The 23867-nt window shown below is 69.6% G+C and carries 17 protein-coding genes; 9 read left to right on the top strand and 8 right to left on the bottom strand.

From position 1 onward, the window contains the following. Positions 1-121 precede the first annotated feature (121 nt). Positions 122-457: a hypothetical protein gene (locus ACN8ZM_RS06175; RefSeq protein ID WP_043182106.1), complete on the bottom strand. Its 336-nt coding sequence runs from the start codon at positions 455-457 to the stop codon at positions 122-124. 190 nt (positions 458-647) lie between these two features. Here ACN8ZM_RS06175 and ACN8ZM_RS06180 point away from each other — a divergent pair, with 190 nt between their 5' ends. The 4 genes from ACN8ZM_RS06180 (at position 648) to ACN8ZM_RS06195 (ending at position 3111) form a co-directional block, all read left to right on the top strand. Continuing rightward, the gene (locus ACN8ZM_RS06180) at positions 648-1076 is read left to right on the top strand and encodes a hypothetical protein (protein ID WP_043182108.1); all 429 of its coding nucleotides are present in this window, start codon (positions 648-650) and stop codon (positions 1074-1076) included. A 90-nt stretch (positions 1077-1166) separates the two neighbouring features. Continuing rightward, positions 1167-1622, top strand: a complete 456-nt coding sequence (locus tag ACN8ZM_RS06185) for an Rrf2 family transcriptional regulator (protein ID WP_043182110.1) — start codon at positions 1167-1169, stop codon at positions 1620-1622. Between the two features lie 129 nt (positions 1623-1751). Then, entirely contained in the window at positions 1752-2393 is a 642-nt protein-coding gene (locus tag ACN8ZM_RS06190; RefSeq protein ID WP_089450192.1) for an NAD(P)-dependent oxidoreductase, read from the top strand. A 247-nt stretch (positions 2394-2640) separates the two neighbouring features. After that, positions 2641-3111 (top strand): Lrp/AsnC family transcriptional regulator, encoded by a 471-nt coding sequence (locus ACN8ZM_RS06195; protein ID WP_011351482.1) that lies wholly within the window; start codon positions 2641-2643, stop codon positions 3109-3111. A gap of 55 nt (positions 3112-3166) precedes the next feature. Here ACN8ZM_RS06195 and ACN8ZM_RS06200 read toward each other — a convergent pair whose 3' ends face one another. From ACN8ZM_RS06200 to ACN8ZM_RS06210, 3 genes are read right to left on the bottom strand one after another with little or no spacing between them, the layout of a single operon-like run. Next, a complete protein-coding gene (locus tag ACN8ZM_RS06200; protein ID WP_420210767.1) occupies positions 3167-3940 on the bottom strand; it encodes an ABC transporter ATP-binding protein in 774 nt (257 codons plus the stop codon). Between the two features lie 4 nt (positions 3941-3944). After that, positions 3945-5633 (bottom strand): ABC transporter permease, encoded by a 1689-nt coding sequence (locus tag ACN8ZM_RS06205; RefSeq protein ID WP_420210768.1) that lies wholly within the window; start codon positions 5631-5633, stop codon positions 3945-3947. Beyond that, complete coding sequence (locus ACN8ZM_RS06210; protein WP_420210769.1) at positions 5623-6666, bottom strand: Fe(3+) ABC transporter substrate-binding protein; 1044 nt, start codon at positions 6664-6666, stop codon at positions 5623-5625. Before ACN8ZM_RS06210 ends, ACN8ZM_RS06205 begins: the two co-directional genes overlap by 11 nt. A gap of 242 nt (positions 6667-6908) precedes the next feature. On the opposite strand from ACN8ZM_RS06210, the gene ACN8ZM_RS06215 reads away from it, so the two are divergent. Next, entirely contained in the window at positions 6909-7070 is a 162-nt protein-coding gene (locus tag ACN8ZM_RS06215; protein WP_006476417.1) for a hypothetical protein, read from the top strand. A gap of 148 nt (positions 7071-7218) precedes the next feature. Here ACN8ZM_RS06215 and ACN8ZM_RS06220 read toward each other — a convergent pair whose 3' ends face one another. Further along, entirely contained in the window at positions 7219-8586 is a 1368-nt protein-coding gene (locus ACN8ZM_RS06220; RefSeq protein ID WP_043182121.1) for an amino acid permease, read from the bottom strand. A 292-nt stretch (positions 8587-8878) separates the two neighbouring features. Next, complete coding sequence (locus ACN8ZM_RS06225; RefSeq protein WP_043182124.1) at positions 8879-11170, bottom strand: FUSC family protein; 2292 nt, start codon at positions 11168-11170, stop codon at positions 8879-8881. Between the two features lie 182 nt (positions 11171-11352). On the opposite strand from ACN8ZM_RS06225, the gene recC reads away from it, so the two are divergent. Genes recC through arfB form a run of 4 tightly spaced genes read left to right on the top strand, consistent with a single transcriptional unit; the run spans position 11353 to position 21099 of the window. Then, positions 11353-14691, top strand: a complete 3339-nt coding sequence (gene recC, locus ACN8ZM_RS06230; protein WP_420210770.1) for an exodeoxyribonuclease V subunit gamma — start codon at positions 11353-11355, stop codon at positions 14689-14691. Further along, positions 14688-18398 carry an exodeoxyribonuclease V subunit beta gene (gene recB, locus ACN8ZM_RS06235; protein ID WP_420210771.1) on the top strand — a complete coding sequence of 1237 codons (3711 nt, stop codon included), beginning with the start codon at positions 14688-14690 and terminating at the stop codon, positions 18396-18398. Before recC ends, recB begins: the two co-directional genes overlap by 4 nt. Then, positions 18395-20698, top strand: a complete 2304-nt coding sequence (locus tag ACN8ZM_RS06240; protein WP_420210772.1) for an AAA family ATPase — start codon at positions 18395-18397, stop codon at positions 20696-20698. Before recB ends, ACN8ZM_RS06240 begins: the two co-directional genes overlap by 4 nt. Continuing rightward, the gene (gene arfB / locus ACN8ZM_RS06245) at positions 20695-21099 is read left to right on the top strand and encodes an alternative ribosome rescue aminoacyl-tRNA hydrolase ArfB (RefSeq protein WP_043182134.1); all 405 of its coding nucleotides are present in this window, start codon (positions 20695-20697) and stop codon (positions 21097-21099) included. The genes ACN8ZM_RS06240 and arfB overlap by 4 nt, the downstream gene beginning before the upstream one ends. Positions 21100-21157: 58 nt before the next feature. Here the strand turns inward: arfB and ACN8ZM_RS06250 are convergent, their stop codons facing one another. Both ACN8ZM_RS06250 and ACN8ZM_RS06255 read right to left on the bottom strand, forming a co-directional pair. After that, entirely contained in the window at positions 21158-22438 is a 1281-nt protein-coding gene (locus tag ACN8ZM_RS06250) for a sensor domain-containing phosphodiesterase (protein ID WP_043183106.1), read from the bottom strand. Positions 22439-22858: 420 nt separating this feature from the next. Further along, a complete protein-coding gene (locus ACN8ZM_RS06255; protein ID WP_420210773.1) occupies positions 22859-23785 on the bottom strand; it encodes a DMT family transporter in 927 nt (308 codons plus the stop codon). Positions 23786-23867: the final 82 nt, after the last annotated feature.

The raw sequence follows: 23867 nt of genomic DNA on the forward strand, positions 1-23867 counted from the left end.
GGGGCCGGTGTGATGCCGGGTGCACGCGCGTGGTGCGGCGGGTGCGGAACTGGTGCGTGCGACGTGCCGATTGGTGCGGCGTGGTGCGCGATGGTGCGTCGCTGCGCACCGTTCCGGCGCGTCAGCGGCGCGCGAACAGCGCGGGCGGCCGGCGCAGCCGCAGCGCGCACACCGACCAGTAGGCGGAGACGGTTGTGAGCCCGAGCGCGGCAAACGCGAGCGCCGCGAAGCCCGCAAGCGACTGGCCGTCGCCGTCGGGGCCAAGGATGCCTTGCGCGACGATCAGCGCGGCCGTCCAGAAGCCGATCACGGCCTGAGTGAGCAGGCGCGCGGACGCGACGCGGCGCGGGCGCCCGGATTCGGCAAGACGGCGCGTCGACGGCGGGCGCAGGCACAGGAACAGGGTGGCGGCGAGCAGTACGGCCAGGGCGATGAACCAGTTGACGAGAAAATCCATGAAAGAGGGGCACGTCCGAAGCGGATTGAAGCGTGCCCACTTTAGTGTCTTCGCGTGTGCGATTGAATCAGACGAATCCGAAATTGAAAGCCATTTTTAATCGTGGGGCGTGATTGGCCCTGTTCCACAGGCGGTATCATCGACGTCGGTCCAACCATGAGGCCGCGCGACGCGCGGCCGGAGATTGCAGATGAACATGAAGACATCGCGAGCGCGTCGCGTGCCCGGGTCCGTCCTGGCGGCCGTGGCTGCCGGTGCGCTGCTGTTGCTCGCGGGCTGCGAGAAGTCCGGTGCGCCGGTCACGCAACCCGATACGGCCGCGAGCGCGGCCGCCGATGCCGCGAACAATGCGGCCAAGGCGCTCGACCAGGTGGCGAGCACGGTCAACCAGCAGATCAACGCCGCGAAGGCCGGCATCGCGTCCGCGGCGTCGGCCGTGCCGCCGCTGTCCGCGAGCGGCCTCGCTTCCGCCGCGCAGGCGCAGATCGACGCGGCTGCTTCCGCGGTCGTCGCGCATGCGGCTTCCGAAGCCGGCGCGCAGATCGCGCAAGCCGGCAAGAAGCTCCAGCAGTGGAGCCAGCAGAACGCGTCGGGCGCCAAGCCTGCGAGCGGAGAGTGACGCGGGCTTGCATGATCCGCTAAATGTAATTATGATGGTTACACATGTCGCCGGCTGCGGGATGGGCCGGCGTCGTCAAGTGAGTGAGGAATGAATACCAGCAGCCGGTTCGCGTTTGCCGTCCACGTGCTTGCCTTGCTGTCGATGCAGGAAGGCGCGCCGCTGTCGTCCGATATCATCGCGGGCAGCGTGAACACGAATCCGGCGTTGATTCGCCGGTTGCTGTCGATGCTGGCGGCCGCCGGGCTGACCACGTCGCAACTGGGCGCGGGCGGCGGTGCGCTGCTGGCGCGCGAGCCCGGTGCGATCACGCTGCTCGACGTGTATCGGGCGGTCGACGATGCGCAACTGTTCGCGCTGCACCGTGAGGCGCCGAATCCCGCGTGTCTCGTCGGGCGGCACATCCAGGGCGCGCTGATCGACTACATCGGCGACGCGCAGCGGGCGATGGAAGCATCGCTTGGCACGCGCACGCTGGCCGACGTCACGGCCGACGTGCTGGATCTGGAGCAGCGCACGCAACAGGCGGCGCGCGCCGGCGGGTGACCGGCGGCAGGGCAGGAAGCCGGGCGGCGCGACAGGCGCGGCGGCCGGTGCAACGGGGGCTATGCCCCGTTTTTTTCGGTCTTATCTGTAATTAAATGTGTTACATATTTTTCTGACTGGAGAATCGATATGACGCAACGTACTTTGAATATCGCGCTGTTTGGCGCCACCGGCACGATCGGCTCGCGCATCGCTGCAGAAGCCGCACGACGCGGCCATCGCGTGACCGCGCTGTCGCGCCACCCGGGTGCGGCCGGCGACGGCATCACTGCGAAGGCGGCCGACCTGTTCGACGCCGCCAGCATCGCGGCCGCGCTGCCGGGCCATGACGTCGTCGCGAGCGCGTACGGTCCGAAGCAGGACGATGCGGCGAAGGTCGTCGCGGCCGCGAAGGCGCTGGTCGCCGGCACGCGCCAGGCGGGGCTGAAGCGGCTCGTGGTGGTGGGCGGCGCCGGTTCGCTCGAAGTCGCGCCCGGCAAGCAGCTCGTCGACAGCGAAGGTTTCCCGGAAGCGTACAAGGCGGTCGCGCTCGCGCACCGCGACGCGTTCGACTACCTGCAGACGGTCGGCGATCTCGACTGGACGTTCTTTGCGCCGGCTGCGCTGATCGCCCCGGGCGAGCGGACGGGTACGTTCCGCACGGGTGCCGGCAAGCTGATCGCGGACGCGCAAGGCAACAGCAAGATCTCCGCGGAAGACTATGCGATCGCGTTCGTCGACGCGCTCGAGCAAGACAGCTTCGTGCGCGAGATCGCGACGGTCGCGTATTGAGCGGCGTGCCGGCCGGCGGCGCGTGCGCGCCGGGCCGGCCGTGACAGGCAGGAACGCCAGGCGATTCCACCCTGATGGGCGGGATCGCCTGTTTCATTTGGCGCGTGCCGCGTGCCGGCGGATCCGTTCATGCGATGCGCGTACCGGATCGGTATTTATACCGGTCGACGCGGCGCAGCGGTTTTCATATTGTTCCCCGTTGGGCAGGATGCATAGAATAAATTTCTATCTACGAGGGACTGGAGAAATGGACGCCATCGATCGCAAGCTGCTGGAGCTCTTGCAGGCGGATGCCACGCTACCGATCGCGGAACTGGCGCAGCGCGTGAACCTGTCGCAGACGCCGTGCTGGAAGCGCGTGCAGCGGCTCAAGGAAACCGGCGCGATTCGCGCGCAGGTTGCGTTATGCGATCCGCGCAAGCTCGGGGTCGGCACGACCGTGTTCGTCGCGATCCGCACGAACCAGCACACCGAGGAATGGGCGCAGCGTTTCACGCAGGCCGTGCGCGACATGCCGGAAGTGGTCGAGGTGTACCGGATGAGCGGCGAGACCGACTATCTGCTGCGCGTCGTGGTGGCCGGCATCGACGATTACGACCGCGTCTACAAGCAGCTGATTCGCGCGGTGCCGCTGTTCGACGTCAGCTCGTCGTTCGCGATGGAGCAGATCAAGTATTCGACCGCGCTGCCCGTGCGCGATCTTGCCGAGCCGGCATAACGCGGCAAGGAAACGCGGCAATGAAGCGACGCGGGCGCGCATCGCACCCGCGGGTTCAGCGGCCGCGCGCCAGTGCGCGCGCGCGTTTGTCGGCCAGTGCGTCGCGGCGCACGAAATTCGCGACGAACGGGCTGGCCGGATGGTGATGCAGTGCATACGGCGTATCCCATTGCGCGAGCTGGCCGTCCTTCATCACGCCGATCCGGTCGGCGATCGCAAACGCTTCGGCCTGGTTGTGCGTGACGAGGATCGCGGTGTGGCCCGTGCGTTTCAGGATGTCGCGCAGCTCGAACGCAAGCCGCTCGCGCGTATCGACATCGAGATTCGAGAACGGCTCGTCGAGCAGCAGTAGCTCCGGCGACGGCGCAAGCGCTCGCGCGAGTGCGACGCGCTGCTGCTGGCCGCCCGACAGTTCGTGCGGATACGCGCCGCCGGAATCGGCGAGGCCCACGAGTTCGAGCATTTCCGCGACGCGCATGCGACGTTCGGCCTTCGGCATGCGCCGCAGGCCGAACGCGACGTTGTCCGCCGCGCTCAGGTGCGGGAACAGCGCGTAGTCCTGGAACATCATGCCGATGCGGCGCCGCTCGGGCGGCACGTCGAGCGACGGCGCCGCGACGGGCACGCCGTCCAGCACGATGCGTCCCATGCGCACCGGTTCGAAGCCGGCGATCGCGCGCAGCACGGTGGTCTTGCCGCAGCCCGACGCGCCGAGCAGGCAGCCGATGTCGCCGCGCGGCAGCGCGAGGCTCAGCCCGTCGACCACGGTGCGGCGGCCGTGCGGCGTGTCGTAGGCGAGGCAGAGGTCATCGAGTTCGAGCAGGTTCACGGTGTCAGGCTCCGATCTTGTGGCGGGTGCGGGCGAGCAGGATCACGGGCACGAGCCCGGCCAGCACGATCGCGAGCGCGGCGACCGCGCCTTCTTCATAGGTGCCGCGCGCGGCTTCCGCATACAGCCAGGTTGCGAGCGTGTCGAAGTTCAGCGGACGCAGCAGCAGCGTCGCCGGCAATTCCTTCATCGCGTCGACGAACACCAGCAGCGCGCTCGTCGTGAGCGCGGGCCGCAGCAGCGGCAGGTGCACGCGGCGCAGCGTGCCGCCGGCCGTCTCGCCGAGCGAGCGCGCCGCCTGTTCGAGCGACGGCGGGATCCGCGCGAGGCCGGCCTCGATGCTGCCGGCCGGGATCGCGAGAAAGCGCACGGTATAGGCGATCACGAGCGCGGCCGCCGAGCCCATCAGCAACAGCCCGTCGCGGCCGAGCGCCGCGCCGAACAGCCGGTCGGCTGCCGCGAACGGAATCAGCAGGCCGATCGCGAGCACGGTGCCCGGCACCGCATAGCCGAGGCTCGCGATGCTTGCGCACACGCGGGCCGGGCCGGCGCGGGCGCTGTCGCGTTGCGCGCGTGCGGCCCACGCGACGACGAGCCCGCACGCGACGGTCGCGACGGTGGCGGCGGTGGCGATCGTCAGCGTGTTCGCGAGCCCCGTCATCAGTTGTGCGGACACGCCGCCGACGAGGTGCAGCCGCTTGGCCGTCTCGACCGCGAGGTATGCGGCCGGCGCGCCGAAGCCGAGCAGCACGGGCAGCCAGCCCAGCACGGCGGCGCCGAATGCAGCCGGGCCCGTCAGGCGGCGCGGCGCGATCGGCCGCATGCGCCGGCCATGCGCGTAGCGCTGCCGACGGCGCCCGTAGCGTTCGAGCACGATCATGCCGACGACGATCGCGAGCATTGCAAGCGCGATCTGCGCGGCGCCGGCAAGATCGGAGCGCGTGATCCAGGTCGTGTAGACGGACACGGTCAGCGTCTGCACGCCGAGGAATTCCGATGCGCCGATATCGTTCAGCGTTTCGAGCAGCGCGAGGCTCACGCCGACCGCGATCGCGGGCCGCGCGAGCGGCACGACGACGCGCCAGAACGTGGCGATCCGTCCCGCGCCGAGCGTGCGCGCGGCTTCGAGCAGGCTCGCGGACTGCGTGACGAACATCGCGCGCGTGCTCAAGTAAACATAGGGATACAGCACGAAGCCGAGCACGAAGATTGCGCCGGGCAGCGAGCGCAGGTCGGGCAGGCGGAACTGGCGCGGGTTGTCGAAGCCGAGCAGCCAGCGGATCGCGCCCTGTACCGGGCCGATCGGGTGCAGCAGGTCGAGATACGCGAACGCGACGATGTAGGTGGGCACCGCGAGCGGCAGCAGCAGCGCCCACGTCAGTATCCGGCGGCCGGGAAAGTCGTACGCGGTGACGAGCCACGCGCAGCCGGTGCCGACGATCGACACGATCGCGCCGACCCCGGCGAGCAGCAGCAGCGTATTGACGAGCGCCTGCGGCAGCACGAATTCGGCGAGATGCCGCCAGTGCGCGAGATCGGCATCGAACGCGGCCGCCACGAGCACCGCAAGCGGCGCCGCGACCGCCGCGGCGATCGCCAGCGCCGCGCTCAGCCACAGGCTGCCCGCGCGCGGCAGCAGGCGCGGCCGGCATGACGCGCGGCGCGCGCCGGCGGTCGTGGCGTCAGTTGTCAAAACCGACCTTGTCGACGAGCTGGCTCGCCTGCTTGCGATGCTTCGCGATGTCCGCCAGCGGCAGCGGGTCGATCTTCAGCATGCCGAAGCTGGCGATCACCGGGTCGAGCTTCACGTTCGCGCGCACCGGGTATTCGTAGTTCGCCTGCGCATACAGCGCCTGCGCTTCCGGCGACACGAGGTATTCGAGCAGCTTCACCGCGTTGGCCTTGTGCGGCGCGTGCTTCGCGACCGTCGCACCGCTGATGTTGACATGCGTACCGCCGCTCTTCGCGTTCGCGAACGTCGGCCGCACGACCTTGATCGCGTCGCCCCACTTGCGCGCGTCGCTGCCGGGCTCCGCGTTCTTCATGTGACCGACGTAGTACGCGTTCGCGAGGCCGACGTCGCAGATGCCGCCGAGGATGTCGCGCGCGACGTCGCGGTCGCCGCCCGTCGCCTTGCGCGCGAGGTTCGCCTTCACGCCGCGCAGCCACTTCTCGGTCGCCGCTTCGCCGTCGTGCGCGATCATCGCCGCGACGAGCGCCGTGTTGTACGGATGCTGGCCCGAGCGGATGCAGACCTTGCCCTTCCATTTCGGATCGGCGAGATCCTCGTAGCGGAACGCATCGACCTTCAGGTCCTTCTCGACGTACAGCACGCGGTCGCGCAGCGACAGCGCGTACCAGTCGCCGTTCGCGCCGCGCAGGTTCGCGGGAATCGCGTCGTCGAGCGCCTTCGAGCGCACCGGCTGCGTGAGCCCGCCGTCGACGAGATCGAGCAGGTTGCCGACGTCGACCGTCATCAGCACGTCGGCCGGCGACTGCGCGCCTTCCGCCTTCACGCGCTCGAGCAGGCCGTCCTTCACGAACACCGTGTTGACCTTGACGCCGCTCTGCTTCGTGAACGCATCGATGAGCGGCTGGATCAGCTTCGGTTCGCGGGTGGTGTACAGGCTCACTTCCTCGGCGGCCTGGGCCAGCGGCGCGAAAGCGGCGGCGGCAAGGGCGAGGGCGCCGGCAAGCGGCAGCAGGCGGGTGCGCGGATTCGACATGGAGACTCCGGAGGGGCAGGTGGACGAAGGGAGCGTTCCGGGGCGCGCCTGCCGCCCGAGCGACCCGAAACATTACAAAGTGAAAGATTTCGGATTCTAGATCGAAATGGGAACGATTATCAAATGAAAGCTTTCGACAGGCGGGGAGAGGCGGGGGATGGGGATAGCCAACGGCGCGTCGCAGCGGGCGCGCAAGCGCGTAGAATGCCCGCTTCGATGAATTTGACGGAGTCGCCCCGACCATGAACGATCAGCGCAAGAAGAACCCTGTCCGCAACGTGAGCATCCTGATCGTCGTGGCCGTGCTGCTCGTGATCGGGACGATCCTGTACAACGCGATTTCGCAGAAGCACGCGTACGACGAGGCCCATCCGGCCGAGGCCGCGAGCGCGGCGTCGCACTGACGTGCCGATGCGCGGCCCGGCGGACCGCGCACGTGGTGGGGGTGTGAAGGGGATGAATCCCCGGCTGTTGCGGCGATAGATGTCGCGCGGAGCCGGGGAAGAAGCGGGCGCCTGAACGGGCGCACCGCGTATGCAGGTCAGCCGTGCGTCAACGTGACGCAGGTGCGAATTTCGGGCGGATCCGTGCGTAGAACACGACCGCGAGCAGCACGAGCCAGGCCGCGCCGACATACAGCGCGATGCGCGTGTCCTCGAACCAGCCGAGCATCACGATCACGAAGCCCATGAATGCGATCGTCAGGGCCGGCGCGACCGGCCACAACGGCACCTTGAACTTCAGCGCCGCGACTTCGGCGTTCGACAGCCGGCGGCGCATCGCGACCTGCGACAGCAGGATCATCAGCCACACCCACACGGTGGCGAACGTCGCGATCGCCGCGACCATCAGGAACACGTCCTTCGGCATCAGGTAGTTGAGCAGCACGCCGACGAGCAGCGCGGCTGCCATCACGACCACCGTGACCCAGGGCACGCCGTGCCGCGACGTCGTCATCAGCACGCGCGGCGCCTGGCCCTGCCGCGCCATCCCGAACATCATCCGGCCCGCGCCGAAGATGTCGCTGTTGATCGCGGAGATCGCCGCGCTGATCACGACGAGGTTGAGGATCGTTGCAGCCGATTTCACGCCGAGTGCCGAGAAGATCTGCACGAACGGGCTGCCGTCGCCGCCGACACCCGTCCACGGGCTGATCGACATCAGCACGACCATCGTCAGCACGTAGAACAGCAGGATGCGCGCGGGCACCGCGTTGATCGCGCGCGGAATCACGCGTTCCGGATCCTTCGCCTCGCCGGCGCTCATCCCGATCACCTCGATGCCGCCGTACGCGAAGATCACGACCGACAGCGACGCGATCAGCCCGCCGACGCCGTTCGGCAGGAAGCCGCCGTGGTTCCACAGGTTCGCGAACGTCGGCACGTCGGCCGAGTGGCCGAAGTGCATGCCGGTCAGCAGGATCGCGACGCCGCCGCCGATCATCGCGACGATCGCGCCGACCTTGATGATCGACAGCCAGAACTCGAGCTCGCCGAACACCTTCACGTGGCACAGGTTCAGCCCGCAGATGATCGTGACGACGCCGAGCACCCAGATCCATTGCGGGACACCGGGAAACCAGAAGCCCATGTAGATGCCGAACGCGGTGATGTCGGCGATCGCGACGATCACCATTTCGAGCGTGTAGGTCCAGCCGGTGACGAATCCGGCGAACGGGCCGAGGTTCTCGGTCGCGTAGTGGCCGAACGAGCCGGCCACGGGTTCGCGCACGGCCATCTCGCCGAGCGCGCGCATCACCATGTAGACGGCTGCGCCGCCCAGGATGTACGCCAGGATCACGGCCGGGCCCGCGAGCTGGATCGCGGACGCCGAACCGTAGAACAGGCCCGTGCCGATCGCCGAACCCAGCGCGAGAAAGCGGATATGCCGCGCGCTCAGGTGGCGCTGCAAGTTTTTCATCGAGTCTCCGATATCGTTATGCGACGGACCGGGCAAGCGGGGCCGATCCGATTGGCTCAAGTTGTCTATACAACTTGAATGTGAACGAATGATAACAAGCCGGGCCGGGTGACCGGAATCGGGTATTCCCTGACTGGCGCGACGGGCGCAATAGGGGGCTGGGCGGTCGCGCGGCGAGGGCGCAGGCCGCGTGGAGCGGGCGGGTCATGCTTTCGGGGATCGCTGAATCGGGGGAGCGCCGGGGCCGATCCGCGGGATGCGCGGGCCGGCCACCGGCGGGGTAACGCCGCGGTCAGGCGGGCAGGCGGATCACGCTCGCATCCTTGCGGATCAGCAGCGAAGACGCAAGCATCTGCTTGCATTGGTGCGCGAGCACCTTCAGGTCGTGCGTGAGCTCGGCTCCCACCGCATCGGATTTCTCCGCGGACACGACCATCGCATCGAGGTCGCGCGTGATCTGCTTCGACGCGTCGAGCTGATCGGCGGGCGGCGGCTCGCCGGCCTCGGCCTTCTCGAGATTGTCGAGCACCGCGGCGAGGCCGCGATGCAGCGCATCGTCGTGGAGGATGCTGCCGTCGGCTGCGCAGGCCGTGCGGATCAGCGGCGCGGCGGCCGTGATCTGCGCGCCGAGCACGTGGGTCTGCACGAGCAGGTCGTTCAGTTCGGGCACGAAGCGCTGGTGCGCCTTCGGCTCGATCATCATCCGCTGGAATGCCTGCCCGAGATTCGCGAACGCGATGTGCACGTCCTTGCGCGCGAGGCGGTAGCGGTAGTCGTCGTCGAGCGTCGTGGCGGGCGTCTCGATGGCCGCGGCGACGACCGGCACGACGGCCGCGCCGTCGGCGGCCGGCACCGGCGGCGGCGACATGCCGCGCCCGGCGCGCCACACGGCTTCGAAATACTTGCGGGTGGCGGTGAGCATGTCGGCGACCTGCTTGCCCATCAGCCGGTATTCCCAGTACGGGAACAGCCGGCTCGCGGCGATCGCGATCATGCAGCCGACCACGGTGTCGATCGCGCGCTCGCCGATGATCCGCATGCTGCCCGGCGCGAGCAGGTGGAACATCAGCAGCACGTACGACGACGTGAACACGACGCTCGCCGCGTAGTTGAACAGCAGCAGGCTGTAGCTCATCACCATCGACCCGAACATGATCGCGATCAGCAGGTGCGGCTCCTTCACCGTGTAGATCAGCGCGATGCTCGCCGCGCAGCCGATCAGCGTGCCGATGATCCGCTGCGCGTTGCGCTGCTTGGTGAGCGAGTAGCCAGGCTTCAGGATGATGATGGTCGTCATCACGATCCAGTACGCGTTCGTGAGCGGCAGCAGGCGGCCGAGCCAGAAACCGACCGCCACCGCGATCGTCACGCGCAGCGCGTGGCGAAAGCTCGGCGAGCGCATGTTCAGGTTCGAGAAGATCAGCAGCGGCGACATCCGGCGGCGCTGCAGGAAGCGCGTGAGCGCCTTGTCGATCTTCAGTTCGGTTTGCTGCGGATCGGCGTGGCCCGACAGGTTGCGGCGCATCCGGTCGATCAGGCGCGTCGCGCTCCAGATGCGCCGGAACGTGGCGAGCACGGCCGCATACGCCTCCGCGTTGGTGGCCGCGAAGTTCTTCTTGCGCATCAGCTCGATCTCGTACTCGATCGCGCGCAGTTCGGCCTTCACGCTGATCCGCGAATGCGGCGCGCGGTTCTCGAGCACCGCGAGGCCGATCTCCTCGAGATCGGCGGCTGCCTTGCAGATCAGGTCGCGGTAGAAAATGATCAGGTCGGATCCGCCGAACGTATTGCGCACCAGCGGGTAGTCGGTGTGCGCACCGACGAACAGCTCGTGCAGGTCGACGCTGTTGATGAACAGGTTGTACATCGTCGTGCGGCCGGGGTCGAGCTTGCCGCGCCGCAGCTTCGGCAGGTTGCGCAGCACGATGTCGCGCGCGGTTTCCTGCGTTTCGACCGCGGTGATCTGCCGGGCGACGAGATTGCGGTAGCACTCGTCGAGATCGGCATCGAGATCGTAGAACTGCGCGCGCGCGAGCAGGTAGTCGGCGCAGGCGAACAGGCTCTCGGCGAGTGCCTGCTGCTCGATCCGGCGCGCCTGCCATTGCGACACGAGCGTGGCCCAGTACGTGTACCAGAGGCCGCCCGCGAGAATCCAGCCAGCGTTGATGAACGCCTGCAGCGGCGTGAACTTCTCCTCGAGCGTCATCACCATCATGAACAGCGTCGCGAAGCTGATCTGCGGCCAGCGGTTGCCGTACACGACGATCAGCGACAGCACGAAGGTGAGCGGCACGATGGCGAGCCACAGCACGAAGATGTTCGGTGTCGCGAGGCCGGTCGCGAGCGCGGCCAGAAAACCGATCACGCTGCAAGCGAGCATTTCGTTGTGCTTGTACTTGAGCGGGCCCGGCATGTCGACGACGCAGGCGCCGAGCGCGCCCGTCGAAATCGTGAAGCCGAGCTCCCGGTTGTGAAACACGATCAGGCACAGCACGGCCGGCAGCGAGACGCCGACCGCGATCCGCAGGCCGCCGAAAAAGTACTGGCTGTAGAAAAACTTTCTGATTTCGACCGAATAGCGCATCGATGGGCTGAATGGCAGACGAAGACGCCCGGGGGCGGCATCTTGACTGGCGACGAGTCTATCGTATTTCGCGGTCCGCAAAACCTGGCTTTCCGGACGAGGTCCGCTGCGACGGTCCATTTGCTATCCTTGGTGATCCTGTTCGCCCGGCTGGCCCGGCGCGACGTACCGACTCCCGCTTCATGCTCCATCTCTTCTATTCGAACCGTCACGAAACGCTGGCCGACGCGCTGCTCGAGGATCTGGCCGCGTTCCCGGCCAGCAATGGCCCGTGGGCGCAGCAACAGGTCATCGTGCCGAGCGCGGCGCTGCGCCGCCGTCTCGAGCTCGACATCGCCGCGCGCAACGGCGTGTGCGCGAACGTCGAGTTCACGTATCTCGCACAATGGCTGTGGGCACAGATCGGCCGTGTGCTGACGGTGCCCGCGCGTTCGCCGTTCGCCCCCGATCGCCTCGTATGGCGCTGCTACCGGCTGTTTGCGCAGGCGTCCGACGGTGCGCCGTGGCTCGCGTCGCCGCGGCTGGCCGCGTATTTGTCCGCGTCCGACGATGCGATGCGCTACGAACTCGCGCACCGCGTCGCGGCCGTGCTCGATCATTACCTGACCTATCGCCCCGAATGGCTGGCCGCGTGGCAGGCCGGCGAATCCGTGCTCGCGGGCGACGGCGCGCCGCGCGGCGTCAGCGACGCCGCACGCGACGACGAGCGCTGGCAGGCCGCGCTGTGGCGCGTGCTGCTCGCCGAGCTGAGCGACAGCGGCACGCCGCCCGCGCACCGTTTCCTCGTCGAAGCGCGCCATCTCGATGCCGACGCGGTTGCGCGCGCCGATTGGCCTGAATCGGTCAGCGTGTTCGCGCTGCCGACGATGCCGCCGCTGCATGTCGCGCTGCTGCGCGAGCTGTCGCGCTGGATCGACGTGCGCGTCTATGCGTTGAACCCGTGCCGCGAATTCTGGTTCGACATCGTGACCGCCGCGCATGCCGAGGCGCTCGATGCGGCCGGGCGGCTCGACTACCAGGAAGTCGGCCATCCGCTGCTCGCGGAATGGGGCAGGCAGACCCAGGCGCAGCTGCACATGCTGCACGAACTGACTGAAAGCGCCGCGTCGGGCGACGCGTCGCGTTTCGTCGAGAATCCCGCGCCGACGTGGCTCGCGCGCGTGCAGAACGCCATTCTCGACCTGCAGCCGGAGGCCGAAGCCGGCGATGCACCGGCCGAGCGCGGGATCGAGGTGCACGTGTGTCACAGCCTTGCACGCCAGCTCGAGGTGCTGCATGACCGGCTGCTCGCGTGGTTCGATGCCGACGCGAGCCTGCAGCCGTCCGACGTGCTCGTCGCGGTGGCCGATCTCGCGGCGGCCGGGCCGCTGATCGACGCCGTGTTCGGCACGGCCGGCGCCGGCGGCGCGCGCGTGCCTTACCGGATTACCGGCTTGCCGCCGTCACAGGCGAACCCGGTCGCGCGTGTGCTGCTCGACTGGCTCGCGTTGCCGGAGCGGCAGGTCGGCGCGCCCGAGCTGGTCGAATGGCTGCGCGTCGACGCGGTCGCGGCACGCTACGGCATCGATGCGGCGGCGCTGGAGACGGTGCAGACCTGGCTCGCGGCCGCCGGCGCGCGGCGTGGGCTGTCGCCGCTCGTGAGCGACGACGCGGCCGTGCCGTCGCCGCGCCATACGTTCTCCGATGCGCTCGCGCGGCTCTTTCTCGGTTACGCGATGCCGGAAGGCGCGGCGCCGGTCGGCGCGTGGCTGCCGATCGAGGCCGCCACCGGCAGCGAGGCCGAACTGCTCGGCCGGCTCGCGCGCTTCACCGACGATCTCGACGGCTTCGCGCGGCGGCTGGCCGAATCGCATACGCCGCAAGGATGGAGCGAACTGTTCGCCGACACGCTCGCCCGTTTCTTCGATTCGGGCGCCGCGTATGCGGACGCGCTCGCAGGCGTGCGCGATGCGCTCGACGCGATGCTGGCCGCGATGACGGAGGGGGCGCCCGACGAAGCGTTGCCGGCGGCCGTCGTCCGGGCCGGGCTGGCCGCCGCGCTCGACGATCCGGCGCGCGGCGGGGTGCCGTGGGGCGGCGTCACGTTCTCGTCGCTGACGAGCCTGCGCGGCTTGCCGTATCGCGTCGTCTGCCTGCTCGGGATGGACGATGGCGTGCTGCCGAGTCTCGCGCGCGCAGACGAATTCGACCTGATGGCCGTGTTGCCGAAGCTCGGCGACCGCCAGCGCCGCGACGACGAGCGCAACCTGTTTCTCGACCTGCTGCTCGCCGCGCGCGACCGGTTGCTGGTTGCCTATACGGGCCGCAGCATTCGCGACAACGCACCGTTGCCGCCCGCGGCACTCGTCGACGAACTGCTCGACCATCTCGCGCTCGTCACGGCCGGGCCCGACGCCGCACCGGACGCGGTCGAGGCCGCGCGGCGCGCATTCGTCGTCGAGCATCCGCTGCAACCGTTCGCGGCTGCGTATTTCCAGCCCGGCAGCGAACTCGTTTCCTATGACGCCGAGCGTGCGACGCTCGCGACGCTGCTGGCCGCCGAGGCGTCGCGCGACGGGCCGCGCGAGCTGCCGTTCTTCGCGCAGCCGCTGCCGGCCGAACCGGTCGAGCCGGTTGCATTCACCGAATTCGAACGTTTCTGGCGGCATCCCGCGCGTGCGCTGCTGCGCGCGCGGCTCGGCATCGTGCTCGCCGACGCGCAGGCCGAACTGCTCGACACCGAGCCGTTCGCGCTCGACTTCGCCGGCAGCGATGCGCTCGCCGAGCGCGTGCTGCCGCTGCTGATCGAATCGGACGAGGGCGGCGTGCACGATCATGCGCTGCGCATTGCGGATGCGAGCCCCGAACTGCCGGGCGGCGCGACGGGCGCCGTGTGGCGCGACCAGGCGCTCGGCTCGATGACGCAACTGGCGTCGAACGTGCGCCGCGCGCTGGCCGACGGGATGGAGCGGCGGCCGTTCTCGCTCACCGTGGTGCCCGCCTGGCCCGACACGGAGCAGGCGCTGTTCGGCGCCGACGACGCGCTGTTGTCGGCCGACGCGGTGAGCGCGCCGCTCGAACTGCACGGCACGCTGAACCGGCTCACGCCAGCCGGGCAGATCATCTATCGCTATGCGCGGCCGAGCGCGCGCGACTACCTGTCCGCGTGGCTCGCGCATCTCGTCTACTGCGCGATCGAGCCGGGCGGCCCGCGCCGCACGCTGTGGTTCGGTAGCGGCGGCGCATTCGAGCTGACGCCCGTCGCGGCGCCGCTGGAGCGGCTCGCGCCGCTTGCCGCGCTGTTTCGCGCGGGGCGGCGCATGCCGCTGCGGTTTTTCCCGCGCAGCGCGTGGGCGAGGGTGTCCGACGGCGAAGCCAAGGCCGCGAGCGTGTGGATCAACGAGCGCGTCGTGAGCGAGGCCGACGATCCGGCCATCGCGATCGCGTGGCGCGGTGCGCATGCATCGCTCGACGAGCCGTTCGGCACGCTCGCGCGGCTCGTGTTCGATCCGCTCGTCGAGCATCTGAAGGAGGTCGCATGAGCGCCGTATCTCAGCCGAAGCAGGCGCTCGAACTCGACGTGTTCGCGTGTCCGCTCGACGGCGTCAACCAGATCGAGGCGTCGGCCGGCACCGGCAAGACCTGGAACATCTGCGCGCTGTATGTGCGCCTGCTGCTCGAAAAGGATCTCGGCGCGGACGAAATCCTCGTCGTGACCTTCACGAAAGCGGCGACCGCCGAGCTGCACGAGCGGATTCGCGGCCGGCTCGCGCAGCTCGCGCATGCGCTCGACACGGGTGACGACGGCGGCGATCCGTTCATCGAGCGTCTGCTCGAAACGACGCTCGGCGAAGACGGCGCGCTCGATCCGGAAACGGCCGCGAAGCGGATCCGGCGCGCGCTGCGCGCATTCGACCAGGCCGCGATTCATACGATTCACGCGTTCTGCCAGCGCGCGCTGCAGGAAGCGCCGTTCGCGGCCGCGATGCCGTTCGCGTTCGACATGGAGGCCGACGACGCGTCGCTGCGCTTCGAACTGGCCGCGGATTTCTGGCGCACGCGCGTCGAACCGGCGGCCGCGCGCTGGCCGGGCTTCGCGACCTGGCTCGTCGAATCGGGCGCCGGCCCGGCCGCGCTCGATGCGCAGCTCGCGCGCCGGCTGAAGAAGCCGCTCGCCGCGCTGCGCTGGGATGGCGTGACCGAGCCGGACGAATCGGCCGAGGCCGCCGCGGCCGAATGCTTCGCCGAGGCCGCGCGGATGTGGGCCGCCGAGCGCGAAGCGATCGATGCGTTGCTGCGCGTCGCGCAGCCCGCGCTCAACCAGCGCTCGCACAAACCGGAGGCGGTTGCCGATGCGCAGGCTGCATGGGTCGCGCATTTCGCGCAGGGCGACGCGACCGCCACGCTGCCGAAGGCCGCGCTGAAGCTCACGCGCACCGCGCTCGTGAAGGCGACGAAAAAAGGCGGCGTGACACCCGAACACGCATTCTTCGACGTGGCCGACGCGCTCGAAGCGGCCGTGGCGGCGGCCGAGGCCGCGCAGCGCGCGCGCTGGCTCGCGCTGATCGCCGAATGGCTCGACATGGCGCCGGGCGAGCTGGCCGAGCGCAAGCGCACGCGGCGCGTCGTCTCGTTCGACGATCTGCTCGCGAACCTGTACCACGCGCTGCATGCGCATCCGTGGCTGGCCGAGACGCTGCGCGCGCGCTATCCGGCCGCGCTGATCGACGAGTTCCAGGATACCGACCCGCTGCAGTTCGCGATCTTCGACAAGATTTTCGCGCCGGGCGGCCCGCTGTTTCTCGTCGGCGATCCGAAGCAGGCGATCTACAGCTTTCGCGCGGCCGATCTGCATACCTATCTTGCCGCGCGCGCACGGGCGAGCGCGTGCTACACGCTCGCGGTCAACCAGCGTTCGACGCCCGCGATCGTCGATGCGTGCAACCGCTTCTTCATGTCGAATCCGCGCGCATTCGTGCTCGACGGGCTCGACTACTACGCGGTGCGTGCCGGCACGCGCGTGCGTGCGCCGTTCGTCGACGCAACCGATCCGGGCCCGGCCGGCGATTTCCGGGTGTGGGCGTTGCCGGGCGGCGAAGGCACGCTGCTCAAGCGCGACGCGCAGGCGCAGGCCGCCCAGGCCTGCGCGGCCGAGATCGCGCGGCTGATGCGCGGCGCGCGCGAAGGGCGCGTGCGGCTCGGCGAGACGCCGCTGTCGCCGGGCGACATTGCGGTACTCGTGCAGACGCACCGGCAGGGCAGTCTCGTGAAGCGCGTGCTGGCCACGTGGGGTATCGGCAGCGTCGAACTGGCGCAGGCTTCGGTGTTCTCGACCGGTGACGCCGAGCAGCTCGAACGCGTGCTGGCGGCGATCGACGCGCCGGGCGACCTGCGGCGTCTGCGTGCGGCACTCGCATCCGACTGGTTCGGCCTCGACGCCGGCGCGCTGTGGCGGATGGAGCAAGGCGACGGCGATGCGCAACGTGAAGCATCCGCGGCCGATAGCGCCGACGCGATGAGCTGGGTCGAGCGCTTCTCGCGGTACCGGCTGTTGTGGCGCGAACGCGGCTTCGCGGTGATGTGGCGCACGTTCACGCGCGAGCTGCGGATTGCCGAGCGGCTGATGGCCGGTGCGGACGGCGAGCGTCGCGTGACCGACATCAACCACCTGGCCGAACTGACGCAGGCACGCGCGTCCGCGCAGCCGGGCATCGCACCGACGCTGCGCTGGCTCGCCGCGCAACGGCTCGACGGTGGCGGCGAGGAAGCGCAGCTGCGGCTCGAATCCGATCGCAACCTCGTGCAGATCGTCACCGTGCACAAGTCGAAAGGCCTCGAATACGCGATCGTGTTCTGTCCGTTCCTGAACGACGGCGGATTGCGCGAGCCGCCCGCGTCCGCGCTGCCCGATGCGCGCGAATATCACGACGACGCGGGCGACGCGGTGCTGCATTACGGGTGCGACGACGAGGCGGCCGCGCACGCGGCGCGGCAGGCGTTGCGCGAGCAGGCCGCGGAACGCGCGCGGCTCGTCTACGTGGCGCTGACGCGCGCGGTCTATCGCTGCTACGTCGTCGCCGGGCCGTATCTGTCGTCGCGCTCGACGCGCGAAGCGCGGCGCAGCGTGCTCAACTGGCTCGTCGCGGGCGCCGGCCAGTCGTTCGATGCCTGGCTCGACGAGCCGCCCGACGAAGCCGCGCTCGATACGGCGTGGCACGCGTTGGCGGGCGGCCCCGTGAGCGTCGCGCCGCTGCCGGCGCCGGCGCGACCCGAGCGTCTCGCGGCCGGGCACGATGCGTCGCAGACGCTCGCGGCACGCCATGCGACGCGCGTGCTGCGCGATGCGTGGCGGATGGCCAGCTTCAGCTCGCTGACCGCGTCGATGGCGCGCGAGGAGGCGGGCGTCGCGGCCGTGCCCGACGACGAACTGCGGCCCGATCACGATGCGCTCGCCGCGGTGGCGCCGGATGGCGAGTGGCTATTGGCCGATACGGTCGCACCCGAACCGCCCGACGACGACATCCTCGTGTTCCCGCGCGGCGCGGCGGCCGGCGAGTGCCTGCACCGCCTGTTCGAACTCAGCCGCTTCACGGAGCCCGAGTCGTGGCCCAGGGCCGCGCTCGGCGCGCTGCACGACCGGCCGGTCGAGGCCGAGCCCGAACTTGCGACGCGCCTGCCGGCGATGATGGTGCAGCTGGTCGACGATGTCGTCAGCACCGAGCTCGTGCCGGGCATGCGGCTCGCCGATCTCGATCCGGCGAAGCGGCTCGACGAAATGGGTTTCCTGTTCCCGGCGCCGTCGCTCGACCTGATGGCGCTGCGTCGCCTGCTGGTCGCGCACGGCTACCCGGACGTTGCACTGGAGGCGGGCCTGCTCGCCGGTTTCATCAAGGGTTTCATCGACATGATCGTCGAACACGACGGCCGCTTCTGGATCGTCGACTGGAAGTCGAACCATCTCGGCACGACGCCGGACGCCTACGGCCCGCGCGCGCTCGACGTCGCGATGGCCGATCACGCGTATCACCTGCAGGCGCTGCTCTATACGGTCGCACTGCATCGCTATTTGCGCGGGCGGTTGCCCGATTACGACTACGACACGCATATCGCGGGCTACCTGTACCTGTTCGTGCGCGGCGTGCGGCCCGACTGGCGTAGCAGCGGCGAGCCGGCCGGCGTGCATGCGCGGCGGCCTGCGCGCGCGCTCGTCGACGCACTCGACCGGATGATGGAAGGGGGGCGCGCATGAACGCATCCGACGATACGCTCGAATTTACCGGCGGCCTCGTCGCGCGGCTGCCCGAACCCGCCGATTTCGGCATCGCGCTCGCGGAAGGCTTTGCGCGCCGTATCGGCGACCTTTCCCGCCGTGCCGGCGCGCCGGCCGTGGCCGCGCGCTGGGCGGCGCGCGCCGCGTTCGCGACGAGCCGTGCGACCGCGGGCGGCCACGTGTGCGTCGCGCTCGGCGCGCTCGCGCAGCGCTACGAAGCGCCGCTCGACGAAGTGCGTGCGGCGCTTGCCGGGAGCGGCGTGGTCGCGTTCGGCACGCTCGCGCGCGGCGACGAGCGGCCGCTGATCGTCGACCGCCACGATCACCTGTACCTGTCGCGCTATTTCGACTACGAACGGCGGCTTGCCGATGCGCTCGTCGCGCAGGCCGGTGTGGCGGTGCCGGACGAAGGTTTTGCGCCCGACCGGTTGCGCGACAGCCTCGCGCGTTATTTCGGGCCGGCAACCGGCGAAGTCGACTGGCAGCGGGTCGCGGCGATCGTCGCGCTGACGGGCCGCGTGACGATTGTCAGCGGCGGCCCGGGCACCGGCAAGACGACGACGGTCGTCGGCGTGCTGGCCTGTCTGCTCGATGCGCACCCGGGGCTGCGCGTCGCGCTGGCCGCGCCGACCGGCAAGGCTGCGCAGCGGATGCAGGAAGCGCTCCATGCGCGGGCCGGCGACTTGCCGCCCGAACTTGCGGCGCGCCTGCCCGATACGTCGTACACGCTGCACCGGCTGCTGGGTGGCGGTGGGGCGGCCGGCTTCCGGCATCATCGCGACAACCCGCTGCCGTACGACCTGATCGTCGTCGACGAGGCGTCGATGATCGACGTCGCGCTCGCCGCGCATCTGCTCGACGCGCTCGCGCCGGGCGCACGGCTCGTGCTGCTGGGCGACAAGGACCAGCTGGCCGCGGTCGAGGCGGGCGCCGTGTTCGCCGAGTTGAGCGCGCGGCCGGCATTTACCGCCGCGGCGCGCACCCGCATCGCGCGGGCGCTCGGCATCGACGAGGCGGCATTCGTCGCGGCGTTGCCGGTGCCGGACGAAGCCGCGACCGCAGCCGTTCCCGCCGCGCACCCGGTTTCCGCCGCGGCGCGGGCCCCGGCGCCGCCATCGGCGCCTGCCGCCGCTGCGACACGCAAACCCGCGTCGCGACGGAAAGCCGATGAACGACAGGCATCGCTCTTCGACGACGAACCGCAGGCTCACGAAGTTGCGCCGACCAACCTCCCGCCGTCGCCGGCCGCCGCTCCGGTGCTGACCGAAACCGGTGAAGCGGGCGAAGCAGGCGAGGCCTCCGCGTGGATCGAGGTCGATGAACTCGCGTGGCTCGACGCCGTCGAATTGCCGCCGTTCGACGCCGGCGATGTGGCGCTTGCGTCGGTCACGTCGATACCCCCGGGCGAAACCGTCGCCGCGTCCGCCGCGCCCGCACCGGCACCGCTTGCCGACTGCGTGGTCTGGCTCGAACGCAATTACCGCTTCGGCCTCGATTCGCCGATCGGGCGGCTGTCGCTCGCGATCCGCAGCGGCGACGTGCAGGCCGCGCTCGACGCGCTGCCCGCCGACGATTCGGCCGCCGCGTCGTTCCACGACGATGCGGGCGAGTCGCTCGCGTCGTCGACGGTCGAGCGGCTCGCGCGGCGCTTCGGTGCTTACCTCGACGCATTGCGCGACGCGCTGGCCGCGCCGGTGCCCGATCCGCTGCCGCTGTTCGACGCGCTCAACCGGTTCCGGATCCTGTGCGCGACCCGCAGCGGCTTGCGCGGCGCGGAGCACGTCAATGCGCTCGTGGCCGCGCACGTGCGCCACGCGGCGCGCGTGCCGCTCGCGGTCGGCGCGCACTGGTTCACGGGGCGGCCGATCATGGTGACGCGCAACGACTATGCGCTCGGGCTGTTCAACGGCGATATCGGCATTGCGTTGCCCGACGCGCATGGCGTGCTGCGCGTGTGGTTCAGGCGCGCGGACGGCACCGCGCGCGCGGTGTCGCCGGCCGCACTGCCGCCGCACGAAACGGCGTTCGCGCTGACGGTCCACAAATCGCAGGGCTCGGAATTCGACGAGGCGGCGCTCGTGCTGCCGGCATCGTTCGGCCGCGTGCTCACGCGCGAACTCGTCTATACGGCCGTCACGCGTGCGCGCACGCGCGTGCAGGTGATCGGGCCGCGGCGCGTGCTGGCGCAGGCAGTCGCGACGCGCACGCAGCGCGATTCGGGGCTCGCGGCACGCGTCGACGAGGCGCTTGCACGGCGCGGCAGGGAGGTTTCGCGATGATGATCCGCTATACGCTCGATCCGGCCGAAGTCGAATGGACGGCCATGCGCGCGCAGGGCGCGGGCGGGCAGAACGTGAACAAGGTGTCGAGCGCGATCCACCTGCGCTTCGATATCCGGGCGTCGTCGTTGCCGCCCGTCATCAAGGAGCGGCTGCTCGCGCTGTCCGACCAGCGCATCACGCGCGACGGCATCGTCGTGATCAAGTCGCAGGAATACCGCACCCAGGAGAAGAACCGCGAGGCCGCGCTGGCGCGCCTCGATGCGTTGATCGGTGGCGTCGCGTACACGCCGCGCGCACGGGTCGCCACGCGGCCGACGCGCGCGTCGAAGGAGCGGCGGCTCGAGCACAAGTCGCGCCGCAGCGTGGTGAAGTCGGGAAGAGGGAAGGTGATCGACTGACGAATGGATGAGCGGACGAACGACGCGCGCGACAGCCGATCGCCCGCCGTCGCGCCCGTTACCGCATGACGGTTCCTGCGCTGTCGAGCACGAAATCGACGCAGAACACGACGAGCCGGCTCTGCGCGCGGATCGCGACGGCGGCCGTATAGCAGTCGCGGCCTTCCGTCAGCGAGAAGTGCGGGCCCATCAGCGCGACGCGTCCGGGTGCGGCGATCGCACGCTGGAAATACGGGCGCCGCGACCAGTTGCTGTGCGTTTCCGGGAAGAGCGGTGCGAGGCGGGTGACGCCCGCCTGGCCGTCGTCGGTGCGCGCGCCGATCGACGGCAGGAATTGCTCGCCGGTCTCGTCGGTGACGAACACGCGGCGCGCGGCCGGCACCGCGAACACGCGTTGCGCGGCGTCCTGCAGGTTGCCGCTCGCGGAAAACGCAGCCGCGCCCGTGAGCACGAGCCGCTCGATCGCGTCGAAGCCGGGCTGCTCGGCGACGACCGGCGTATGCCGGCGGGCGATGAAGCGCTGCCACGCGGCGTCGAGCATGGCGGGTGCCGCCGCGCTGGCATGTGCGATCGATGCATCGGGCTGGCCGAACTTGAAACCCTGTACGAAATCGATGTCGGCGTCCATCAGCGCCTGCAGCGAGTCGTCGTTCTCGACGCCCTCGGCAAGCACCATCGCGCCGGCCTGGTGCAGCATCGACACGAGGTGATGCAGGATGCGGCGATCGTCGGCCGATCCGGTCGAGCGCACGATGAGCGAGCGATCGAGCTTGACGATGTCGGGGCGCGCGCGCCACACACGATCGAAGTTCGAGAATCCTGTGCCGAAATCGTCGATCGCGATCAGGAAGTCGCGATGCTGGATCATGTCGATCGTGCGGGCGAGCGCGGCTTCGTCACGCGCGGGCTGTTCGACGACTTCCAGCACGATGCGGTTCGGCGGCAGCGCGAAATGCCGGCACAGCGCCTCGACGAATTCGCGCTGCACGAGGCCCGTGTCGAGCACGCGCGGCGTGACGTTCAGGAACAGCCAGCCGTCGCCGATGCCCTGCGCGACGAAGTTGGCCGTGTGCAGGCAGCGCGCGAGCCGGTCGAGCAGCAGCGCGTCGGCGTCGGCGCGCGTCTTGTCGAACAGCGCGGTGGGCGAGATCAGCGCGCCGTTCGCGTCGACGACGCGCAGCAGCGCCTCGTAACCGACGACCCGCTTGTGCGTGATCGACAGCACGGGCTGGAACACGCTGCGCAGCGTCGTGGTGCGATAGGTGGCGAGCCAGCCGCCGGGCGTCGGCGTGAGGCGTTCGAGCAGGGAGTCGAGCGAGAGATCGCGGGCGGGCTTCATGTCAACGGTGCCCGGGGTCGAGCGGAGGAGCGGCAGCGCGCCGCCACGCTGAAGCAGTCGCCCGCGCGGGCGGACGCGAAAGGACGTGGGACATCGAGGCCGCCTTCTGCGGGTAAGTGTTCGGAGTGTAACGGGAATGGGGCCGCTCGCGTATCAGGGAAACTCCAGACGCACACGGGTATGCGGCTGGCGTCGGCGCCGCGCGTGACCACCGCGAAGTGAAAGAGGGCATCGCCGCCGCACATGGCAATCCGGCGGCATGGGGTGCGCGGTGACGTGCGAACGTGGCGAGCGAATGTCGCCGTCAGAGGAATACCGGCCGCGCTGCGGCACCATTCGCAGCGTGGCGGCAAATGGTTGGCGCCTGGCCGCCAGGCATCACGGCCCGACCGACGGCGGTGCGTGCGCCCGAATGAATCGTCAGGTCGCTTCGCCGCTGCGCGGCCGGATCCCGGGAATCCGCTTGATCGCGCCGGTCGCGAGCGCGGTGCCGACGAGCACGATCGCGCAGCCTTCGATCATCACGGCCGTCACGTGTTCGCCGAGGAACAGCGCACCCCACAACAGGCCGAACACGGGGATCACGAACGTCACGGTAATCGCGCGGGCGGGGCCGACATGTGCGATCAGGTAGAAGTAGATGAAATACGCGATGCCCGTGCAGGCCACACCGAGGGCGAGTACCGAGCCCCATGCGTGTGCGCCGACCGGTGCGGCCGGCCAGGTGGCGATCGCGAACGGCAGCAGCAGGAGGGTCGAGCCGATCATGCTGCCGGTCGCGTTGACGAGCGGATCGACGCCGGTCAACTTGCGCTTCGCGTAATTGGCTGCGATGCCGTACAGCAGCGTCGCACCGAGCGCCGCGGCGGCGGCGAGCGCGGTCGCGGTCGCGCCCGTTTCGCCGTGCGCACTCGCGATCTGGTTCCACACGAGCGTGAGCACGCCGGCGAAACCGATCACGAGGCCAAGCACGCGCGGCAGCGACAGCTTGTCCTTCAACCACAGGTAGGCCACGAGCGCGCCCCACAGCGGCGTCGTCGCGTTGATCACCGACGTCACGCCGGCCGACAGCGTCAATTCGGCGAACGCGAACAGGCAGAACGGGATGCCCGAGTTCAGCGCGCCGACGACGAACAACGGCCACGCATGACGGCGCAGCCGGGCGCCGAGATCGGCGGGCTTGAAGCGCGTCAGCGCGAAGCCCGCGAGAAACAGCGCGCCGATACCCACGCGCAACGCCATCAACGGCGCGACGCCCAGATCGACGACGCCGATCCGGATAAACAGGAACGACGCACCCCACAGGGCAGCGAGCACAGTCAGCAGAAGGGCGTTCTTGGGGGACATCGATCGTGAAGGGCGGGGAACGGATGCGGAGAATCTTACACCCCGTGACCACGCCGTCGTTTCACGATTCGATGAAATGGCA

The organism is Burkholderia aenigmatica, from assembly GCF_048627025.1.
Classification (GTDB): domain Bacteria; phylum Pseudomonadota; class Gammaproteobacteria; order Burkholderiales; family Burkholderiaceae; genus Burkholderia; species Burkholderia aenigmatica.

Excerpts from the sequence above, each read along its gene's own strand:
- ACN8ZM_RS06175 (WP_043182106.1), bottom strand. The coding sequence starts at position 457 with ATGGATTTTCTCGTCAACTGGTTCATCGCCCTGGCCGTACTGCTCGCC.
- ACN8ZM_RS06180 (WP_043182108.1), top strand. The coding sequence starts at position 648 with ATGAACATGAAGACATCGCGAGCGCGTCGCGTGCCCGGGTCCGTCCTG.
- ACN8ZM_RS06185 (WP_043182110.1), top strand. The coding sequence starts at position 1,167 with ATGAATACCAGCAGCCGGTTCGCGTTTGCCGTCCACGTGCTTGCCTTG.
- ACN8ZM_RS06190 (WP_089450192.1), top strand. The coding sequence starts at position 1,752 with ATGACGCAACGTACTTTGAATATCGCGCTGTTTGGCGCCACCGGCACG.
- ACN8ZM_RS06195 (WP_011351482.1), top strand. The coding sequence starts at position 2,641 with ATGGACGCCATCGATCGCAAGCTGCTGGAGCTCTTGCAGGCGGATGCC.
- ACN8ZM_RS06210 (WP_420210769.1), bottom strand. The coding sequence starts at position 6,666 with ATGTCGAATCCGCGCACCCGCCTGCTGCCGCTTGCCGGCGCCCTCGCC.
- ACN8ZM_RS06215 (WP_006476417.1), top strand. The coding sequence starts at position 6,909 with ATGAACGATCAGCGCAAGAAGAACCCTGTCCGCAACGTGAGCATCCTG.
- ACN8ZM_RS06220 (WP_043182121.1), bottom strand. The coding sequence starts at position 8,586 with ATGAAAAACTTGCAGCGCCACCTGAGCGCGCGGCATATCCGCTTTCTC.
- ACN8ZM_RS06225 (WP_043182124.1), bottom strand. The coding sequence starts at position 11,170 with ATGCGCTATTCGGTCGAAATCAGAAAGTTTTTCTACAGCCAGTACTTT.
- recC (WP_420210770.1), top strand. The coding sequence starts at position 11,353 with ATGCTCCATCTCTTCTATTCGAACCGTCACGAAACGCTGGCCGACGCG.
- recB (WP_420210771.1), top strand. The coding sequence starts at position 14,688 with ATGAGCGCCGTATCTCAGCCGAAGCAGGCGCTCGAACTCGACGTGTTC.
- ACN8ZM_RS06240 (WP_420210772.1), top strand. The coding sequence starts at position 18,395 with ATGAACGCATCCGACGATACGCTCGAATTTACCGGCGGCCTCGTCGCG.
- arfB (WP_043182134.1), top strand. The coding sequence starts at position 20,695 with ATGATGATCCGCTATACGCTCGATCCGGCCGAAGTCGAATGGACGGCC.
- ACN8ZM_RS06250 (WP_043183106.1), bottom strand. The coding sequence starts at position 22,438 with ATGAAGCCCGCCCGCGATCTCTCGCTCGACTCCCTGCTCGAACGCCTC.
- ACN8ZM_RS06255 (WP_420210773.1), bottom strand. The coding sequence starts at position 23,785 with ATGTCCCCCAAGAACGCCCTTCTGCTGACTGTGCTCGCTGCCCTGTGG.